The sequence below is a fragment of the Methylobacterium hispanicum genome, assembly GCF_022179285.1.
Taxonomy (GTDB): domain Bacteria; phylum Pseudomonadota; class Alphaproteobacteria; order Rhizobiales; family Beijerinckiaceae; genus Methylobacterium; species Methylobacterium hispanicum.
Genome location: NZ_BPQO01000013.1, coordinates 37,491 through 54,575 on the forward strand (window position 1 = coordinate 37,491; position 17,085 = coordinate 54,575).

18 protein-coding genes are annotated in these 17,085 nt (G+C 73.4%); 8 read left to right on the top strand and 10 right to left on the bottom strand.

The genetic code is table 11. The annotated features are described in order from the left end of the window. Positions 1-63 precede the first annotated feature (63 nt). Positions 64-1,281, bottom strand: a complete 1,218-nt coding sequence (mtaB, locus tag MFF56_RS15755) for a tRNA (N(6)-L-threonylcarbamoyladenosine(37)-C(2))-methylthiotransferase MtaB (protein WP_066923866.1) — start codon at positions 1,279-1,281, stop codon at positions 64-66. Then, complete coding sequence (gene dapF, locus MFF56_RS15760) at positions 1,281-2,168, bottom strand: diaminopimelate epimerase (RefSeq protein ID WP_238230355.1); 888 nt, start codon at positions 2,166-2,168, stop codon at positions 1,281-1,283. Before dapF ends, mtaB begins: the two co-directional genes overlap by 1 nt. A 211-nt stretch (positions 2,169-2,379) precedes the next feature. Here dapF and MFF56_RS15765 point away from each other — a divergent pair, with 211 nt between their 5' ends. The 5 genes from MFF56_RS15765 (at position 2,380) to MFF56_RS15785 (ending at position 6,247) form a co-directional block, all read left to right on the top strand. Further along, positions 2,380-3,114, top strand: coding sequence for a GyrI-like domain-containing protein (locus tag MFF56_RS15765; protein ID WP_238230357.1), 735 nt, complete (start codon positions 2,380-2,382; stop codon positions 3,112-3,114). Between the two features lie 448 nt (positions 3,115-3,562). Then, positions 3,563-3,874, top strand: a complete 312-nt coding sequence (locus tag MFF56_RS15770) for a hypothetical protein (protein ID WP_066926397.1) — start codon at positions 3,563-3,565, stop codon at positions 3,872-3,874. Positions 3,875-4,112: 238 nt separating this feature from the next. Beyond that, positions 4,113-4,961: a DMT family transporter gene (locus MFF56_RS15775; RefSeq protein WP_082772970.1), complete on the top strand. Its 849-nt coding sequence runs from the start codon at positions 4,113-4,115 to the stop codon at positions 4,959-4,961. A 75-nt stretch (positions 4,962-5,036) separates the two neighbouring features. After that, a complete protein-coding gene (locus MFF56_RS15780) occupies positions 5,037-5,645 on the top strand; it encodes a septation protein A (RefSeq protein WP_066920878.1) in 609 nt (202 codons plus the stop codon). Between the two features lie 23 nt (positions 5,646-5,668). Continuing rightward, complete coding sequence (locus MFF56_RS15785) at positions 5,669-6,247, top strand: SCO family protein (RefSeq protein WP_066920899.1); 579 nt, start codon at positions 5,669-5,671, stop codon at positions 6,245-6,247. 16 nt (positions 6,248-6,263) lie between these two features. Here the strand turns inward: MFF56_RS15785 and olsB are convergent, their stop codons facing one another. Both olsB and MFF56_RS15795 read right to left on the bottom strand, forming a co-directional pair. Then, complete coding sequence (gene olsB, locus MFF56_RS15790) at positions 6,264-7,283, bottom strand: l-ornithine N(alpha)-acyltransferase (protein ID WP_066920880.1); 1,020 nt, start codon at positions 7,281-7,283, stop codon at positions 6,264-6,266. A gap of 144 nt (positions 7,284-7,427) precedes the next feature. Beyond that, a complete protein-coding gene (locus tag MFF56_RS15795; protein ID WP_066920882.1) occupies positions 7,428-7,814 on the bottom strand; it encodes a DUF2267 domain-containing protein in 387 nt (128 codons plus the stop codon). Between the two features lie 138 nt (positions 7,815-7,952). Here MFF56_RS15795 and MFF56_RS15800 point away from each other — a divergent pair, with 138 nt between their 5' ends. After that, complete coding sequence (locus MFF56_RS15800; protein WP_066920884.1) at positions 7,953-9,497, top strand: helicase HerA-like domain-containing protein; 1,545 nt, start codon at positions 7,953-7,955, stop codon at positions 9,495-9,497. Positions 9,498-9,546: 49 nt separating this feature from the next. Here MFF56_RS15800 and MFF56_RS15805 read toward each other — a convergent pair whose 3' ends face one another. The 6 genes from MFF56_RS15805 to ccmA all read right to left on the bottom strand — a co-directional run bounded on the left by MFF56_RS15805 (position 9,547) and on the right by ccmA (position 13,790). After that, positions 9,547-10,140, bottom strand: a complete 594-nt coding sequence (locus tag MFF56_RS15805) for a DsbE family thiol:disulfide interchange protein (RefSeq protein ID WP_066920886.1) — start codon at positions 10,138-10,140, stop codon at positions 9,547-9,549. Continuing rightward, positions 10,137-10,298: a heme exporter protein CcmD gene (gene ccmD, locus MFF56_RS15810; RefSeq protein WP_082772969.1), complete on the bottom strand. Its 162-nt coding sequence runs from the start codon at positions 10,296-10,298 to the stop codon at positions 10,137-10,139. The genes MFF56_RS15805 and ccmD overlap by 4 nt, the downstream gene beginning before the upstream one ends. 10 nt (positions 10,299-10,308) lie before the next feature. Next, positions 10,309-11,109, bottom strand: coding sequence for a heme ABC transporter permease (locus MFF56_RS15815; RefSeq protein ID WP_066920888.1), 801 nt, complete (start codon positions 11,107-11,109; stop codon positions 10,309-10,311). A 143-nt stretch (positions 11,110-11,252) separates the two neighbouring features. Further along, positions 11,253-12,398, bottom strand: coding sequence for a glycosyltransferase 61 family protein (locus MFF56_RS15820; RefSeq protein WP_066920891.1), 1,146 nt, complete (start codon positions 12,396-12,398; stop codon positions 11,253-11,255). Positions 12,399-12,474: 76 nt separating this feature from the next. After that, positions 12,475-13,143: a heme exporter protein CcmB gene (gene ccmB, locus MFF56_RS15825; RefSeq protein WP_066920901.1), complete on the bottom strand. Its 669-nt coding sequence runs from the start codon at positions 13,141-13,143 to the stop codon at positions 12,475-12,477. Next, on the bottom strand, positions 13,140-13,790 hold the full coding sequence (gene ccmA / locus MFF56_RS15830) for a heme ABC exporter ATP-binding protein CcmA (RefSeq protein WP_066920893.1): 651 nt from the start codon (positions 13,788-13,790) through the stop codon (positions 13,140-13,142). The genes ccmB and ccmA overlap by 4 nt, the downstream gene beginning before the upstream one ends. Positions 13,791-13,971: 181 nt before the next feature. Here ccmA and MFF56_RS15835 point away from each other — a divergent pair, with 181 nt between their 5' ends. Together MFF56_RS15835 and MFF56_RS15840 are read left to right on the top strand one after the other, a co-directional pair. Then, a complete protein-coding gene (locus MFF56_RS15835; RefSeq protein ID WP_238230360.1) occupies positions 13,972-14,163 on the top strand; it encodes a hypothetical protein in 192 nt (63 codons plus the stop codon). Positions 14,164-14,303: 140 nt separating this feature from the next. Next, entirely contained in the window at positions 14,304-17,057 is a 2,754-nt protein-coding gene (locus tag MFF56_RS15840; RefSeq protein ID WP_066920895.1) for a hybrid sensor histidine kinase/response regulator, read from the top strand. The last annotated feature ends 28 nt before the right edge of the window (positions 17,058-17,085 follow it).

The following is a 17,085-nucleotide window of genomic DNA, read 5'->3' on the forward strand; positions in this document are numbered from 1 at the left end:
ATCCCGGGGCTGCGCGCCCCGGACCCCGCCAAAGGGCCTCGGGCCCTTTGGGATCCCATGACCTCAGGCCGCGATCAGTGCGCGGCCGTCGTGAGCGGCGATCGTCACGGTGTGGAGCGTGCCGGGCTCGGCCGCGAGGCGGACCGGCGTGAAGCCCTCCGTGCGGCCGGTACCGCCGCGCTCGGCCAGCACCCGGTGCGTGCGGCCGACCTCGCCGTCGAGGTGGCGGGCGAGCGCCGCCGCGCCCGCCGCCCGCAGCCGCGCCGCGCGCTCCCGGATCACGTCCGGAGCCACCGGCGGCATCCGGGCGGCGGGCGTGCCGGGGCGGGCGGAGTAGGGGAAGACGTGCAGGTGCGTCAGCCCGCATTCCGCCACGAGGTCGAGCGAGCGGACGAACTGCGCCTCGGTCTCCGTCGGGAAGCCGGCGATCAGGTCGGCGCCGAACACGGTGTCGGGCCGCAGGCGCCGGATCTCGGCGCAGAAGCGGATCGCGTCGGCGCGGAGATGCCGCCGCTTCATCCGCTTGAGGACGAGATCGTCGCCGGCCTGGAGCGAGAGGTGGAGATGGGGCATCAGCCGCGCCTCCTCGGCGAAGGCCCGCACCAGTTCCGGGTCGGCCTCGACGGAATCGATCGAGGAGAGGCGCAGCCGCGCCAGATCCGGCACCCCGGCGAGGATCGCCCGCACGAGGCGCCCCAGGCTGAGATCCCCGAGATCGCGCCCGTAGGCGGTGAGGTCGACGCCGGTCAGCACCACCTCGCGCCCGCCCGCCTCGACGATGCGGGCGACCTGCGCGACCACCTCCGCCACCGGCACCGAGCGCGAGTTCCCCCGCCCGAACGGAATGACGCAGAAGGTGCAGCGGTGGTCGCAGCCGTTCTGCACGGCCAAGAAGGCGCGGGTATGCCCGGCCATGGCGGTGATCCGCGTCGGCGCGGCGGCGCGCGCCGCCATCACGTCGGACACGTCCCGCGCGGGCGCGGCGGCCCAGGCGGCGGGATCGAGCTTCTCGGCGTTGCCGACGAGGCGCGCCACCTCGGGCATCGCCGCGTAGGCCGCCGTCTCGACCTGCGCGCCGCAGCCCGTGACCGCGATCGTCGCGGCCGGCCGCTCGCGGTGCAGCCGCCGGATGGCCTTGCGGGCCTCACGTCCGGCGGCCTCCGTCACCGCGCAGGTGTTGACGATGACGAGGTCGCCTGGATGCGCGCCGGCTGCCGCGCGCATCGCCTCCGACTCGACGGTGTTGAGCCGGCAGCCGAAGGTCAGCGTCTCGACCGCCATCAGGCGGCCCCGGCGAACAGCTCCGGCGCGAAGGTGCCCTCCGCCTCCAGGAAGACCGGGCCGGTCATCAGCACGTGGTCGTCGGCGCGCCACTCGATGACGAGGTCGCCGCCCGGCAGGCTGACCGTCGCGTGGCGCCCGACCATGCGCAGGCGCGAGGCCGCCACCACCGTGGCGCAGGCGGCCGTGCCGCAGGCGAGCGTCAGGCCTGCGCCCCGCTCCCAGACCCGGAGCTTGATCGTGTCGCGCCCCGTCACCTGCGCCACCGAGATGTTGGCCCGCTCCGGAAAGATCGGGTGGTTCTCCAGCAGCGGCCCGAACCGGGCGAGGTCGTAGCTGTCCGGGTCGCGCTCGGTGAAGAACACCGCGTGCGGGTTGCCCATGTTCACGACGCCCGGGGAGTGCAGGACCGGATCGTCGATCGGGCCGATCTGCAGCTCGATCCGGCGGGTATCGGGAAAGGGCTCGGCCAGCGGGATCTCGTCCCAGGCGAGCCGCGGCCGGCCCATGTCGACCGTGAAGGCGCGCTCGGCCACGCGCCGCACGCCGACCCGGCCCGCCACCGTCTCCAGGGTCAGGCGGCCGCCCTCGGCGGGGCGCGCCATGGCGGGGTCGTCGAACATCGCGTAGGCGACGCAGCGCGTGCCGTTGCCGCAGGCACCCGATTCCGAGCCGTCGGTGTTGTAGATCCGCATGTAGGCGTCGGTGCCGGGGCTCACGGGATCGTGCACGACCATGAGCTGATCGAAGCGCGAGCCGGCATCGGCCGCGATGGCCCGCGCCTCCTCGGGCGCGACGCGGTGCTGGCTGCCGCGCAGGTCCAGCACCACGATGGCGTTGCCGGCGCCGTGCATCTTCAGGAAACGTCGATTCGCGAGTGCGCTCATGCCGTCTGCGGGGCGGGTGTCTCGGATGCGGGGGCGGGATCCGCGGGCTATATGGCAAACCCGGCTCCCCGGCGCGAGGGGGCCGGGCGGGAAGCGGCCCTGCGCGGCTTTCCTGCCCTCGCGGGAGCGCCGGTTCGTCACTACCTTGCGCGGCCAGGCCCGGACGATTCGCAACCGGGACGGGTTGGACCTTCCCTGCCGGAGCGTACCCTTGATCGGCCTTCGCCCCACGCTGCTCGCCGCCCTCGTCCTCGCCCAGCCGGCGCTCGCGCAGCAGCAGCCCCCGCCGCCGCCCTCGACCGCGCCGTCCCCGGCGCAGACGAACCCGCTGCCGACCACCACGGCGCCGAACCCGCCCCAGGACCCGGAGCGCTCCGCCGCGCCGCAGCCCGAGAAGGCGCTGACGCCCCCGGCCGTGCCGCCCGCGGACACGCGGCCGAACGCGGCCTCCGCGCGCCCGACGCTGGTCGAGACGCCCGGCGACGCGAGCGACGTCGACGAGGTCTCGCTGCCGGCCAAGCCCGCCGCGATCCTCGCCGGCAAGGCGAAGTGGGAGGAAGCGCCCCAGAGCCTGCGCCAGAGCTTCGCCCGGATCGAGGCCGACCTCGCCAAGGCCGGCATCGCCCCGGCCGGCCGGCCGATCGCGGTCTTCACCCGCACCGACGACGACGGCTTCCAGTACGAGGCGATGATCCCGGTCGCCCAGGCGCCTGAGCGGGCCCCGGACGGCGAGCTGCGCTTCGGCACCACGCCCTCCGGCAAGGCCCTGCGCTTCTCGCACAAGGGCTCCTACGAGAGCATCGACGGCACCTACGAGACGCTGACCGCCTACCTCGACGCCAAGGACATCATGGTCCAGGACCGCTTCGTCGAGGAATACGTCACCGACCTCGCGGACGGCGCCGACGACAAGCTCGAGGTGAACATCTACGCGCTGACGCGGTGAGACGGCGCCCCGCCGCGGTGCCGCGCGATCGCCAAGCGGGTCCATGCGGCGCAGGCGGGCGGGAGGACGGATCGCCGCGGTTGCTTGGCGCCCGCCCGCCCTCTACATCGGCGGTCCCCGTGGCCGATGCGCCTGAAGGTTTCGCGAGCCCGCTCGGGCCGGCATGGTAGCGGGGTCGGCAGTGACGGGGCGGTCCGGACCAGTTCTCTGGGCCGCTCCCGTGAGACCCAGTGGGCCGGGCGGCTGCAGGGGTGTCGGAGGCGCGGGGAACAGGAACCGCGGATCCGGCGCATGGCCCACAAGATTTCCCAGGCCGTCCGCCTGGCCTGACCCGTTCCGGGACAGGTGCCGGACCGGCCCTTGTCGCTTCGTTCACGTCGCCCGGTAAGGATAAAGGTGGGCCGGGGAACCGGCCGCGTGCCACCGCGTTTCTTCGGGCCTGACGACCATGCGACGCCTCCTCACCGGCGGGATCAAGGCGATCCTGGCGATCGCCGCCCTCTCCACCGCCGCCCACTGGGCCCTGCGCGTCCAGCGCGAGCAGCCGACGGCGGTCGCCCGCGCGACCGCCATCCCCGAGCCGACCACGACCGGCTCGATCGCGCCGCGCGAGGCCGAGCGTCCGGCCGCCGCGGTCGCCGCGCCCGCCCGCGGGCTCGACCAGCAGCATCTCGGCGCGCTCATCGCCAGTCACAGCGGCGAGAAGGCCCGGGTGCAGAAGGCCAGCGCCCGCGAGACGACGCGGGAAGCCCGCCGCTGAGCACGGCGGGGCCGACCGAGCGTCCGGCAGGGCAGCCCTGCGCCCGCCGGCCTCACGCCGACGGCGATCACGGGTTAGGAAGCGATCCTCGCCGCAACCTCTGATCGGACGCTCCGGCGGCCGCGCGGCGCATCGCCCGAGAGATCCCGAGAGACCTGAAGTGCCCCAGGCTCATGCTGTGACCGGCCCCGCGACGCGCCCCGTTCCGGACCGGCGCCGGCTCGTCGGCATCGCGCTGATGTGCGGCGCGGTCGCCTCGTTCGCGAGCCTCGACGCCTGCGGCAAGACGCTGGCGGGGCTCGGGGTGGACCCGCTGGTCTCGACCTTCATGCGCTACGCGGTCAACGTGGCGCTGATCACCCTGGTGCTGAACCCGGTCCGCCACCCCGAGGTGGTGAGGAGCCGCCGGCTCACCCTGCAGGTCCTGCGCTCGCTGCTGCTGTTCGGCACCACCGCGCTCAACTTCCTGGCCCTGCGCTATCTCCAGCTCGCCGAGACGGTCTCGATCCAGTTCGCCGCGCCGCTCGCGGTGGCGCTCCTCGCCGGGCCGCTGCTCGGCGAGCGGTCCTCCCGCGACCGGCTGGCCGCCATCGCGGTCGGGTTCCTGGGCGTGCTGGTCATCGTGCGGCCGGGCCTCGGCACGGTCCACCCGGCCGTGCTGTTCAGCCTCGGCAACATGGTCTGCTACGCCTTCTACGTGATCCTGACGCGCAAGCTCGCGGCCCACGATTCGACCCGCACGACGCTGTTCTTCTCGGGCCTGTCGGGCCTTGCCGTGATGCTGCCGGTGCTGCCCTGGATCTGGTCGAGCCCCGCGACCCCGCAGGTCTGGGCGCTGCTCGTCGGCATCGGCCTCATCGGCACCTTCGGGCACTGGCTGCTGATCCTCGCGCACGCCCGCGCCCCGGCGAGCGTGCTGGCGCCCTTCATCTACACGCAGCTCGTCTGGTCGGTGACGCTGGGCTTCCTGGTCTTCGGCGACGTGCCGAACGGCTGGACGCTCGTCGGCGCGATGATCGTGATCGGCTCGGGCCTCTACCTGCTGGCGCAGGAGGCGGGGCGGCGGGCGCGGCCGGAGGCCGGCTGAGCCGAGAGGCCGACGTCGTCGCGGCCCGCGGCGATCCCCGATACAGATTTGCGGGAAGCGCTTATATCGGGGCCCATGCAGATCGAATCCGTCCCCCCGCACCGCCACCTGCCGCCGCTCCTGAAGCTCGCCCTGGAGATGGGGCCGCTGGTGCTGTTCTTCCTCGGCAACGCCTACGCCGAGCGCTTCGGGATCGCGGCCGACCAGAAGCTCTTCGTCGCCACCGGCGCGTTCGTGGCCGCGACCGTGACGGCGCTGGCCATCCACTACGCCCTGGTGCGACGCCTGCCGGTGATGCCGCTGGTCTCAGGGGTGGTCGTCGTGGTGTTCGGCGGCCTGACCCTCTACCTGCAGGACAAGACCTTCATCATGGTGAAGCCCACCATCGTGAACACCTTGTTCGGCGTGGTCCTGCTCGGCGGCCTCGCCTTCGGCAAGCCGCTGCTCGCCGTCGTGCTCGACTCGATGTTCGCGCTGACCGACGAGGGCTGGCGCAAGCTCACCTTCCGCTGGGGCCTGTTCTTCCTGGCGCTCGCCGCGCTCAACGAGGTGGTCTGGCGCACGCAGACGGAGGATTTCTGGGTGAACTTCAAGGTCTTCGGCATCATGCCGATCACGGTGGCGTTCGCGCTCGCCCAGACGCCGCTGCTCACCCGCTACGAGCGCAAGGACGTCCGGGCGTGAGCGCGGCCTCCGGCACCCGGACCCTGCACCGGGCCCTCGTCCCCCTCGCCGCTTTCGTGATCGGCCTCGTGGGCATCGCGGGCGCGGCCTGGTTCACGCTGATGCCCGCGCGGCAGGAGGCGGTGGCGAGCGTCGGCGGCCCGTTCAGCCTCGTCGATCAGGACGGCCGGCCCACGACCGAGCGCGCCTTCGCGGGCGCCACGCACCTCGTCTTCTTCGGCTTCACCCACTGCCCGGAGATCTGCCCGACCACGCTGCAGCAGGTCTCCGACGTGCTGGCGGCTTTGGGCGACAAGGGACGGGGCATGAAGGTCGCCTTCATCACGGTCGATCCGGAGCGCGACCGGCCGGCCGACCTCAAGACCTACCTCACGAGCTTCGACCCGCGCATCGTCGGCCTCACGGGCACGCCCGAGCAGGTCGCGGCGGCGGTGAAGGGCTACCGCGCCTACAGCCGCAAGGTGCCCACCAAGGACGGCGACTACACGATGGAGCACACCGCGCTCGTCTACGTGATGGACGGCAAGAACCGCTTCCTCGGCGCGCTCAACCTGATGCGCCCGGCCGACCAGAGCGCGGCGGAACTCGCCAAGCGGCTGTGATCGCCCGATCGGTCCGTCAGGCCGCGTGCCGGTTCGCCGCCGGCCCGAAATGGCCGAGATAGCGCGCCGCGATCGCCTCGACCGGCAGCACCACGAAGACGTCGGTGGTGCCGAACTGGTGGTCCACCACCGCCCCGTCGCCGAAGGTGGCGCCGACCCGCAGGTAGCCCTTGATCAGCGGCGGCAGGGACTGGAGCGCCGCCTTCGGATCGACCGCCCCGCGGACGAGCCGGTCCATCGGCACGTGGCGGCCGGGCAGGGCCTTCGCGCACCAGCCCTCCGGCGCGCGGGCGTGGTGGTGGAGGAAGCTCAGGGGCAGGGCGAGCCGGTCCGGATCCGTGCCCTCCAGGCTGGCGCAGCCGATCAGCGCATCGATCCGGTGGTGCCGGAGGTAGGCGTAGATGCCGGTCCAGAGCAGCTCGACCGTGCGCTTGGTGCGGTAGGGCTTCAGCACGCAGGAACGGCCGAGTTCCAGGATGCGCTTGCCGGCCTGGGCGGCGAGCAGCGGCGCGAGGTCGTACTCGCCCGCCGAGTAGAAGCCGAAGTTGCGCTCGGCCACCTCGCCGCGCAGCAGCCGGTAGGTGCCCACCACCTTCGGCCGGGCTTTCCGGAAGGGCTTGGCCTCGGTCGCGGCGTGGTCGATCACCAGGAGGTGGTCGCAGAGCGCGTCGAACTCGTCGGCGTCGCGGCGCGAGAAGGCCGCCATGCCGGTCGGCACTGCCGACATCTCCTCGTAGAACACGCCGTAGCGCAGGCGCTGGGCCCGGCGCACCTCGCCGTTCTTCACGGCGAGCCGCACCTCCAGCGTGCCGAGCCGGCCGAGGCTCGGCCCCAGGCCGGGCGTCGCGAGCGGCGCCTTGAAGCGCTCGGCGAAGCGGATCGGCGTCGCGCCCGGCGGCACGAGGCTGCGCCCGCCGAGGCCCGGGATGCCGGCCTCGGCGCCCCGGCGCTTGAGCTTGGCGATGGGCTCGGCCACGCCCCGGTCCCAGCCGCTCGCAAAGGCCGCCCCGGCCCCACGGGTGAAGTTCGCGACCATCGTCGAAGCCCGCTCCGGAGGCCCGCGGCCGCCGTCCGCCCGGACGGCGCGGCCCGCGCCTCGCGGACCCACTCAAGACCACGAAGCGCGCACGCTTTTATGACAGCCGCACGCGGCTGTCGCGCCGGCTACTGCGAACCGGGATCAGACGAACTGGTTCAGCCCGGGGATCGAGCCGACGATCGGCCCCATCACGTCCTCGCCGGCTTTCTCACGGCCGTAGGCGAAGAGTTCCTGCCCCAGCGGCTGCATCTGGCCCATCGGCACGCCGGCCGACATCAGCTTCTGGCCGAGCGCCATCACGCCGCCGCCCATCATGCCGCCGAGCATGCCCATCAGCCCGCTGCCGCCGCCCGCGGCGTTCGACTCGGCGACGAGCGCCTCGGAGCCCGGCATCGCGGCCATGAGCTGGGCGACCTCGGTCGCCGGCCCCTCCTTCTGCAGGAAGGCGAGGATATGCCCGATCGCGGTCTGCGCCGTGGCGGCGTCGAGGCCGGTGCGGTTGGTCACGCGGGCGATCAGTTCTTCCATCGATGGGGCCTTCCCGAGAGAGTTGCTCCCGTCTGTCGGGCCTGGGCGCTGGGAAATCAAGCCGGGCCGGCCGCTCTGGAACTCGGGAGGCGCCTCGGCGTAACCTGCGCCGGCGCGGTGGCACGAGGGGAGCGGGCGATGAGCGGGGACGGCACCATCTCGGTCGGCAGGAGCGTGGGCCCGGGCGCCAAGCCCGAGGTGCTGGCGCTGCGGCTGGCCAACCGGCACGGGCTGGTGGCGGGCGCCACCGGCACCGGCAAGACCGTGACCCTGCAGGTGCTGGCCGAGGGCTTCTCCAACGCGGGCGTGCCCGTGTTCGCCGCCGACATCAAGGGCGACCTGTCGGGGCTCGCCGCGGCCGGCGAGGCCAAGCCGGTCTTCGTCAAGCGCGCCGAGGAACTCGGGATCGCGTACGAGCCCGACCGCTTCCCCACCGTGTTCTGGGACCTGTTCGGCGAGCAGGGCCACCCGATCCGCTGCACGGTCAGCGAGATGGGGCCGCTGCTGCTGGCCCGCCTCCTCGAACTCAACGACACCCAGGAGGGCGTGCTCAACGTCGCCTTCCGGGTCGCCGACGAGAACCGGTGGCCGGTCATCGACCTGAAGGACCTGCGGGCGCTGCTGAACTTCTGCTCGGAGAACCTGCGCGAGATCTCCGGCACCTACGGCAACGTCTCGGCGGCCAGCGTCGGCGCGATCCAGCGCCAGCTCCTGGTTCTCGAGAATCAGGGCGCCGACGCGTTCTTCGGCGAGCCGGCCCTCGACCTCGCCGACTTCATGCGCCGGGACCGGGAGGGCAGGGGCTTCGTCAACATCCTGGCCGCCGACAAGCTGATGCAGCGGCCGAAGCTCTACGCCTCCTTCCTGCTCTGGATGCTCTCGGAGCTGTTCGAGCAATTGCCCGAGGTCGGCGACCTCGACCGGCCCAAGCTCGTCTTCTTCTTCGACGAGGCGCACCTCCTGTTCGACGACGCCCCGAAGGCACTGCTCGACGCGGTGGAGCAGGTGGTGCGGCTGATCCGCTCCAAGGGGGTGGGCGTCTACTTCGTCACCCAGAACCCGCTCGACGTGCCCGAGACGGTGCTGGGCCAGCTCGGCAACCGGGTGCAGCACGGCCTGCGCGCCTTCACGCCCCGCGACCAGCGCGCGGTGCGGGCGGCCGCCGAGACCTTCCGGCAGAACCCGGGCTTCGACGTCGCCAAGGCCATCACGGAGCTCGGCGTCGGCGAGGCGCTGGTGAGCTTCCTGGAGGCGCGCGGCACCCCCTCGGTCGTCGAGCGGGCCTTGATCGCGCCGCCGCAGGGCCGCGTCGGTCCCCTCACGGCAGCCGAGCGGGCCGAGGTGATCGCGAAGAGCCCGCTCCGCGGCAAGTACGACGCGGCGGTCGACAACGAGAGCGCCTACGAGATGCTGGCCGCCCGCAAGGGCCTCGACGCGGACACGGCGGAGGCCGCCAAGGAGAGCGAGGGCGGCCTCGGCGGCCTGCTCGGCGGCGTGCTGGGCAGCCTGCTCGGCGAGGAAGCGTCGAAAGGAAAGGGAACGGCGCGGACCGGGCGCCGCCCCCGGCCGGGGATCGTGGAGCAGGTGGTGTCGAACGCCGCCCGCTCGATGGCCCGCAGCGTCGGCAAGCAGGTGGGCGACGCCATCCTGCGCAACGTGCTGGGCGGGCTGACGAAGAAGTAGCCGCGCCGGATCTTTTCCTCCCCGCTCTGCGGGGAGGGGGGAGCGCGCGTCAGCCCGCTGAGGCGACCTGCCCGGCGCGGCGGATCTTCTCCAGCACGTCCTTCAGGTTCTCGGGCGTGACGATGCCGACGAGCTTGTCGCGGATCACCCCGTCCGGGCCGATGATGAAGGTCTCCGGCACGCCGTAGACGCCGAAATCGATGCCGACGCGGCCCGTCTCGTCGAGCCCGACCGCCCGGAAGGGCACGCCGTGCTTCCCCAGGAAGGCGCGGGCCTTCTCGGGCGCGTCCTTGTAGGCGATGCCGACGAGGCGGAAGCCCGATTCGCGGGCCATCCGCATCAGCATCGGGTGCTCGATCTGGCAGGGGGCGCACCACGAGGCCCAGACGTTCAGCACCGTGACCTGGCCCCGGAGGTCGGCGGAGGTCAGCCCCGGCACGGGGGCGCCGTCCGCGGTCAAGCCCGGCACCGGGGGCAGCGCGAAGGCCGGGACCGGCTGCCCGACGAGCGCCGAGGGGATGGCCGCGGGATCGACGCCCGATCGCAGGCGCAGGAGGAACACGCCGGCCAGCACCGCGAAGGTGACGAGCGGCAGGATCAGCAGGAGCGAGCGGCGGGCCGGCGCGGGGGCCTCGGTGCTCACCGGCGCCCCTCCCCGGAGCCGCGCAGCGCCTCGAAACCGCGCAGGGCCCGGGCCTGCGCGCGCCGGTCGCGCACGGCGTTGAGCACCAGGGCGCCCATCACCAGCGCGGTGAAGGCGTAGGAGGCGAGGATGAAGCCCGCATGGGGTCCGAGATCCATGGTCGGGTCCTCAGAGGGCCTGGGGGAGGGCGTCGGGCGGAGCGGTCACGGCGACGCGCCCCGCGTCCAGGCGCTCGGCCTCGCGGATGGTCAGCGTGCGCACCCGGCGGCGCATCACCTCGGTGCGCATCGCGTAGAGGTGGAGCGTGGTGCCGCCGAGCGTCGCGGCGAGGATCATCACGAGGAGCGGGTAGAGCATCGAGGGATCGATGGTCGGGCCGCCCATGCGCAGGATCGAGGCCGGCTGGTGCAGGGTGGACCACCAGTTCACCGAGAACTTGATGATCGGCAGGTTGACGGCGCCGACGAGCGTCAGGATCGCCACCGCGCGCGCGGCCCGGTTCGGGTCCTCCATCGTGCGCCAGAGCGCGACGATGCCGCAGTAGATCAGGAAGAGCAGCAGCATCGAGGTGAGGCGCGCGTCCCAGACCCAGTAGGTGCCCCACATCGGCTTGCCCCAGAGCGACCCGGTGACGAGGCAGATCAGCGTGAAGGCCGCCCCGATCGGCGCGGCGGCGCGCTGGGCGACGTCCGCGAGCGGGTGGCGCCAGACCAGCGTGCCCACCGCCGACAGGCTCATGGCGCCGTAGAAGAACACCCCGAGCCAGGCCGCTGGCACGTGGATGAACATGATCCGCACCGTCTCGCCCTGCTGGTAGTCGGGCGGGGCGACGAACCACGCGAGGTAGAGCCCGAGGGCGAGCACCAGACCGGAGAGGCCGGCGAGCCACGGCGCGAGCGTGCCCGACCAGCGCATGAAGTGGCTGGGGTTGGACAGCCGGGTCCAGAGGGAGATCGGGGCCGAGGACATCCTGCCTGCCTGAGGGCGCGCGCGGGGTGCCCCGGCGGCCTGCCTGTTTCCGTGACATCCCGCGCGGGGCGGGGCTCCTGGCCTGGCTTTTAGCGTCGAGTGCGGTGCAGCGGCAATGCGGGGCGGGCGCGCACCCTGGGCGGTCAGGGCGCGTCGGGACGCAGGAGCCGGCGCAGCCCGGCCCGGGCCCCGCGCCCGGCCGCACCCACGGAGCGGGCGAGCAGCCCGCCGGCCCGCCCGGCCGCCTCCCGGGCGTCCCGCGCGGCGATGCCGTCGACATCCGCCGCGCGCTCCGCCAGGGCGGCGGCGACGGAGGCCGGATCCGGCAGGGACCAGCGCAGGAAGTAGTCGCGCTCCGCGGCGTAGGCGTCGTTGCGGATCCAGGTCACCCCGTCGGCGTAGTAGTAGTGCGCCCGGTTCCGGTTCAGGGCATCGAAGAGCGGCAGGTTCGCGTTGAGGCGGCGGCACCAGTTGAGGCCGAGGATCCGGCGCTCGGGCGCGGCGAAGAGGCAGACGTGCAGGGCCGAGCCCGTGAGGCCGAGGACGGTCCGCCGCTCGGCGAAGAGCCGGACCTGCGCGCGGAGGTCGAGTTCCTCGGGGACGACGACGTCGACGCCCCGGCGCTCCAGCTCCCGCACGAGGTCGGCCTCGTTCTCCAGCTTGTGCAGGCTGCCCGGCGGTAGCCTGAGCTTCGAGAGATAGGCCGGCCGCGCCTCGCCATCGACCGCGACGCCCGCCAGCCAGGGCCGCCCGATCGCCTTGCAGAGTTCGTCGTAGGCCCGGCTCGCCGCGTGGTTCTCCCGGAAGGCGCGCTCGGCCACCACGACCTCGGCCAGTCGGACGGGCACGCGGAAATTCCGCAGCGCATCCAGGCCGACCCCGAGGGAGCCGAGCATCGGCTCCAGGAAGCCGAGGCCGCGCAGCCGCTCAATGTCCTGCGCGCCGTGATAGAGCAGCAGGGTCCCCGCCCCGCCGCCCGCGGCGAGCGGCCAGAGGCGGGACAGGCTGCCGACGACGAAGTGGCCGAAATGATCGACCACGTCGCCGAGATAGTGGAAGCGCGCATCGACCCGCGCGGCCGAGGCGCGGAGATCGGCGACCTGCCGCGCCGCGTCGGCGTCGAGCGGCGCGTCGCGGTCGATCCGCACCCCGCCCTCGTAGAGCCCCCAGAGGGCGCCGTACTCCACGGGCACGTAGAGCAGGTCGGTGCAGAGGCGGATGTCCGGCGGCGCCTCGTGGATCGCGCAGGCGCCCTCGACCTCGGTGCAGCGCCTGATCCCGGCCGGCATGTGCCCCCGCTCGCCCCGCGACGATCCCCTCGCCGCGGCCGGATACGCCCTCCGCCCCGGACCGTCAAAGGCCGCGCTACTCCGACCAGCGGAGCGCCGCCGCCGCCGCGAGCGTGCCGACGACCGCCGCGATCAGGCTGAGGGCCGCCAGGATCGCCAGCGGCGTGGTGAACGGCACCGTGCCGCCCAGAGCCGCCTCCGTGGCCGAGACGCCGAAGATCAGGGTCGGCACCATCAGGGGCAGGACCAGCACCGCCAGGATCAGCCCGCCCCGGCGGATCGAGGCGGTGAGCGCGGCGCCGACCGCGCCGATGCAGGTCAGCGCCGGGGTGCCCACCAGCAGCGTCAGGGCGGTGGCGCCCATGGCGGTGCCGTCGAGGGCGACCAGAAGGCCGAAGAGCGGGGAGGCCAGCGCCAGCGGCAGGCCGGTGGTCAGCCAGTGCGCCACGACCTTGGCCAGGACCACGAGTTCCAGGGGTACCGGGGCGGCGGTCATCAGGTCGAGGGAGCCGTCCTCCTCGTCGGCCTGGAACAGGCGGTCGAGCCCGATGAGCGTCGCCAGCACCGCCGCGAGCCAGAGGATCGCCGGGCCGATCCGGGCGAGCAGGTTGAGGTCGGGCCCGAGCGCGAAGGGGATCAGCGCCACGATCATCAGGAAGAAGACGAGCGAGAGCGCGCCGGAGCCGCCGACGCGGGCCGCCAAAGCGAGGTCGCGGGCGACGAGGGCCGAGACGATGCCGATCACGCCCACTCCTCCGGATCGACGTCCGCGGGCAAGGGCGCCGCCCCCGGCTCCGCCGGGGCGAGCGCCAGGGCACGGGCATCCTCCAGGCCGAGCGCCTGATGGGTCGCCGCCACCACGAGGCCGCCCGCCGCCCGGTGCTCGGCCATCAGCCCGGCGAGCAGCCCTTGCGAGGCCGCGTCGAGGGCGGCCGTCGGCTCGTCGAGGAGCCAGAGCGGGCGGTGGCAGACGAGGAGGCGGGCGAGCGCCACCCGGCGCCGCTGCCCGGCCGAGAGGTAGGCGACGGCCAAGTCGTGGGCGTGGCCGAGGCCGAGGCGCTCCAGCGCCGGGCGCGGGGCCATCCGGGGCGCGCCCAGCAGCGCTTGCGCGAAGGCGAGGTTCTCGCCGGCCGTGAGCGCCGCCTTCAGCCCGTCCCGGTGGCCGACCGCGTGCAGGCATTCGGACAGGGCGGCCTCGCCGACATCGGCGACCGCCACCCGGCCCGCATCCGGCCGCAGTCGGCCGGCCAGGATCGCCAGCAGGCTCGACTTGCCGGCCCCGTTGCGCCCGGTCACCGCCAGCGCCTCGCCGGGACCGAGCGCGAACGACAGGCCCGCGAAGACGCGCCGCCCCGAGCGCCGACAGGCCAGATCCTCGACGCTGAGCCGCAAAAGCCCGCCCCCGCTCGCGCGGCCGGACGCCGTGTCCGACCCTCACGCCCCGCCTCTTGCCCGATCGCGCGGCGGAACGGAACGGGGCGTCCCGGCGTAGGTCCCGACCTGTGTCCTCGCGGGCCAGGCGGGCGCCGCACGCCCGCTGGCCGCGCGAGGGGGTGCCGGAGGGCTCGAGTCCATGCCGACGATGACGACCGCGCAACAGCACGCCCCGAGCGAGGCAGAGATCCGCGAGAGCCCGGACGCGGCCGCGGGACTGCGCCTCGTGCGCGCCCGGCTCGACCTCTGCACGCCCGACGAACGGCAGGCCTTCTGGGAGGCCGTGCGCCGCTGCTTCGGCGGTCCCGCCCCCGAGGAGGCGGGCGCGTAGGGCGCACGCCGGGGCATCCCACGATCCCGCGCAGGCTACCGCGCATGCACACTTTTCCCGTAAGACGGGCTTGGTCGCGGCACCCCTTGCCGTCGCCGGGCCCGGGGCCTAACCGGGGCCGGTTACTGGATTGATGCGTGATGGCCGAGTTGTCTGGACCCACGACGCCCGTCGCGCCTCCCGTGCCGGGCTCGATCGACCGGTCGGAGCGGCCCGGCCGGGTCGGGCTGCTGCTCGTCCTGGCGGGGCTGCTCGTGGGCGCGGCGATCGGCCTCTCCTTCGTCGCCAACGAGCAGGCCCAGTCGCTGATCGTCTGGCTGCTGGCGCTCCTCGCCATGGCGGGCGTGTTCTTCCTGTTCGCGCTGGCGATCGGCGCGCTCCAGCTCGCCGGGCAGGGCGCGCGCGACGACATCACCAAGGCGATCGTCGACGGCTCGCCCGACGCCGCCCTGGTGGCGGAGGAGGGCGGCCGGCTGATCTACGCCAACGAGGCCTATCTGCAGGTCGCGGGCGGCGACAGCTTCTCGAACCTGCGCTCGGTCGAGCGGGTCTTCGTCGGTTCGCCGGAGGTGTCGGAGGCGGTCTACCGCCTGTCCCAGGCCTCGCGCGACGGGCGCAGCCACACCGAGGAGGTCCGCATGGCGCCCCCGCCCCGGGGCGGCGCCCGGGACTTCGCGTGGTACCGCATCCACGTGCGCCCCCTGCCCAGGCCGGGCCGGGCCACCGCGCTCTGGACGGTCTCCGACATCACCGCCGAGCGCGAGCGCCAGGAGAACGTCTTCCAGGAGCTGCAGCACGCGATCGACTATCTGGACCACGCGCCCGCGGGCTTCCTGTCGATCGATCCGGCAGGCTCGATCGTCTACATGAACGCGACGCTGGCCGCCTGGCTCGGATACGACCTCGCCACCGTCGGCTCGGGCGGGCCCCACCTCTCCGAGATCGCGCCGGGCGCCGAGGTTCTGACCCGCAGCGTCGGCCTGCCCGGCGAGGTGCGCACAGACCGCTTCGACCTGGACCTGCGCCGCCGCAACGGCCACCCGCTGCCGGCCCGGCTCTACCACCGGATCGCCTTCGGCAAGGACGGCAAGCCCGGCGCCTCCCGCACCTTCGTGATCAACCGCTCGGCGGGCGCCGAGTTCGACGAGCCGCAGCGCGCCGCCGAGGTGCGCCTCGCCCGCTTCCTCAACAACTCGCCGATCGCGATCGCCACCCTCGACCGCTCGGGCCGGATCGCCCGGGCCAACGCTTCCTTCGCGCGGCTCTTCGGCACGCTGCCGAGCCATCCGGTGGACGAGGCGGACGAGACCGCGCTGGATCCCGCCCACGAGCCGAACGTCACCGACGCGCTCGCCGACCGCGAGGGCGTGGACGCGGCGCTCGCCAAGGCGGCGGGCGGCCTCTCCGAGATCGCGCCGATCGAGGTGAGCCTCAAGGGACCGGGCAACCGCTCGGCCCGGGTCTGGCTGATCACCGCCGGCGGCACCGGCGAGGCGCTCGACGAGGACGAGCGCGAATCGGTGATCCTCTACGCGCTGGACACCACGGCCCAGCGCCAGCTCGAGCAGCAGGTGGCGCAGTCGCAGAAGATGAACGCGGTCGGCCAGCTCGCGGGCGGCATCGCGCACGACTTCAACAACGTGCTGCAGGCGATCATCGGCTACTCGGACCTCCTGCTCGCGAGCCACCGGCCGACCGACCCGGCCTTCCAGGACATCATGCAGATCAAGCAGAACGCCAACCGGGCCGCGGGCCTGGTGCGGCAGCTGCTGGCCTTCTCGCGCCGCCAGACCCTGCGGCCGGAGGTGATGAACGTCGGCGAGTCGCTCTCCGAGCTGACGCTGCTGCTCAAGCGGCTGCTCGGCGAGCGGGTCGGGCTGGAATTGAAGCACGGCCGCGAGGTCTGGCCCGTCAAGGCCGACGTCAACCAGTTCGAGCAGGTGATCGTGAACCTCGCGGTCAACGCCCGCGACGCGATGCCGGGCGGCGGCAAGCTCTTCATCCGCACCACCAACGTGGCCGATCCGGGCCCCGACGCCGTCGCGGACGGCCGCGGCGGGCCGCCGCCCGGCGACCACGTGCTGATCGAGGTGCAGGACACGGGCGAGGGCATCCCGCCCGAGATCATGGAGAAGATCTTCGAGCCGTTCTTCACCACCAAGGAGATCGGCAAGGGCACGGGCCTCGGCCTCTCGACGGTGTTCGGCATCGTCAAGCAATCGGGCGGCACGATCGACGTGCAGTCGGTCGTGGGCGAGGGCACCGTCTTCAAGATCTACCTGCCGCGCCACGTCCCCGAGGTCGTTCCGGACATCGTGCCGGAGGCCCTGCCCGAGGCTCCGCCGGAGCGCGCGCGCGAGGCCGGATCGAGGACGGCCGGGTCCGGGGCGGCCGGGTCCGGCGCGGCCGAGGTCGCCGTGCCGACCCTGCCCCCCGCGAGCTACCCGGCAGCCAAGGACGCCGAGACCGCCCCTGCGCCGTCCGCGCCCAGGCCCGCCCCGCGCAAGCCCTCGGCGGACCATACTGGGCAGGGCACGATCCTCTTGGTGGAGGACGAGGATCCGGTCCGGGCGGTCAACAGCCGGGCGCTCGCCGCCCGCGGCTACACGGTGCTGGAGGCGGCCTCGGGCATCGAGGCGCTGCAGATCGTCCGCTCCGGCGACCACGTGATCGACCTCATCGTCTCCGACGTGGTGATGCCCGAGATGGACGGGCCGACCCTGCTCGGCGAGGTGCGCAAGCACCTGCCGGACCTGAAAGTGATCTTCGTCTCGGGCTACGCGGAGGACGCCTTCCGCAAGAACCTTCCGGAGGGCGAGGCCTTCAACTTCCTGCCCAAGCCCTTCAGCCTGAAGCAGCTCGTCGAGACCGTGAAGAAGACGATGGCCGGGTAGGGGCGGCGCGCCCGCCCTCGGATCACCG

Coding starts and splice junctions, on each gene's coding strand:
- MFF56_RS15820 (WP_066920891.1), bottom strand. CDS start 12,398: ATGCCGGCCGGGATCAGGCGCTGCACCGAGGTCGAGGGCGCCTGCGCG.
- MFF56_RS15770 (WP_066926397.1), top strand. CDS start 3,563: ATGCGACGCCTCCTCACCGGCGGGATCAAGGCGATCCTGGCGATCGCC.
- MFF56_RS15800 (WP_066920884.1), top strand. CDS start 7,953: ATGAGCGGGGACGGCACCATCTCGGTCGGCAGGAGCGTGGGCCCGGGC.
- dapF (WP_238230355.1), bottom strand. CDS start 2,168: ATGAGCGCACTCGCGAATCGACGTTTCCTGAAGATGCACGGCGCCGGC.
- MFF56_RS15795 (WP_066920882.1), bottom strand. CDS start 7,814: ATGGAAGAACTGATCGCCCGCGTGACCAACCGCACCGGCCTCGACGCC.
- olsB (WP_066920880.1), bottom strand. CDS start 7,283: ATGGTCGCGAACTTCACCCGTGGGGCCGGGGCGGCCTTTGCGAGCGGC.
- MFF56_RS15815 (WP_066920888.1), bottom strand. CDS start 11,109: ATGTCCTCGGCCCCGATCTCCCTCTGGACCCGGCTGTCCAACCCCAGC.
- MFF56_RS15840 (WP_066920895.1), top strand. CDS start 14,304: ATGGCCGAGTTGTCTGGACCCACGACGCCCGTCGCGCCTCCCGTGCCG.
- ccmD (WP_082772969.1), bottom strand. CDS start 10,298: ATGGATCTCGGACCCCATGCGGGCTTCATCCTCGCCTCCTACGCCTTC.
- MFF56_RS15780 (WP_066920878.1), top strand. CDS start 5,037: ATGCAGATCGAATCCGTCCCCCCGCACCGCCACCTGCCGCCGCTCCTG.
- MFF56_RS15775 (WP_082772970.1), top strand. CDS start 4,113: ATGTGCGGCGCGGTCGCCTCGTTCGCGAGCCTCGACGCCTGCGGCAAG.
- mtaB (WP_066923866.1), bottom strand. CDS start 1,281: ATGGCGGTCGAGACGCTGACCTTCGGCTGCCGGCTCAACACCGTCGAG.
- MFF56_RS15835 (WP_238230360.1), top strand. CDS start 13,972: ATGCCGACGATGACGACCGCGCAACAGCACGCCCCGAGCGAGGCAGAG.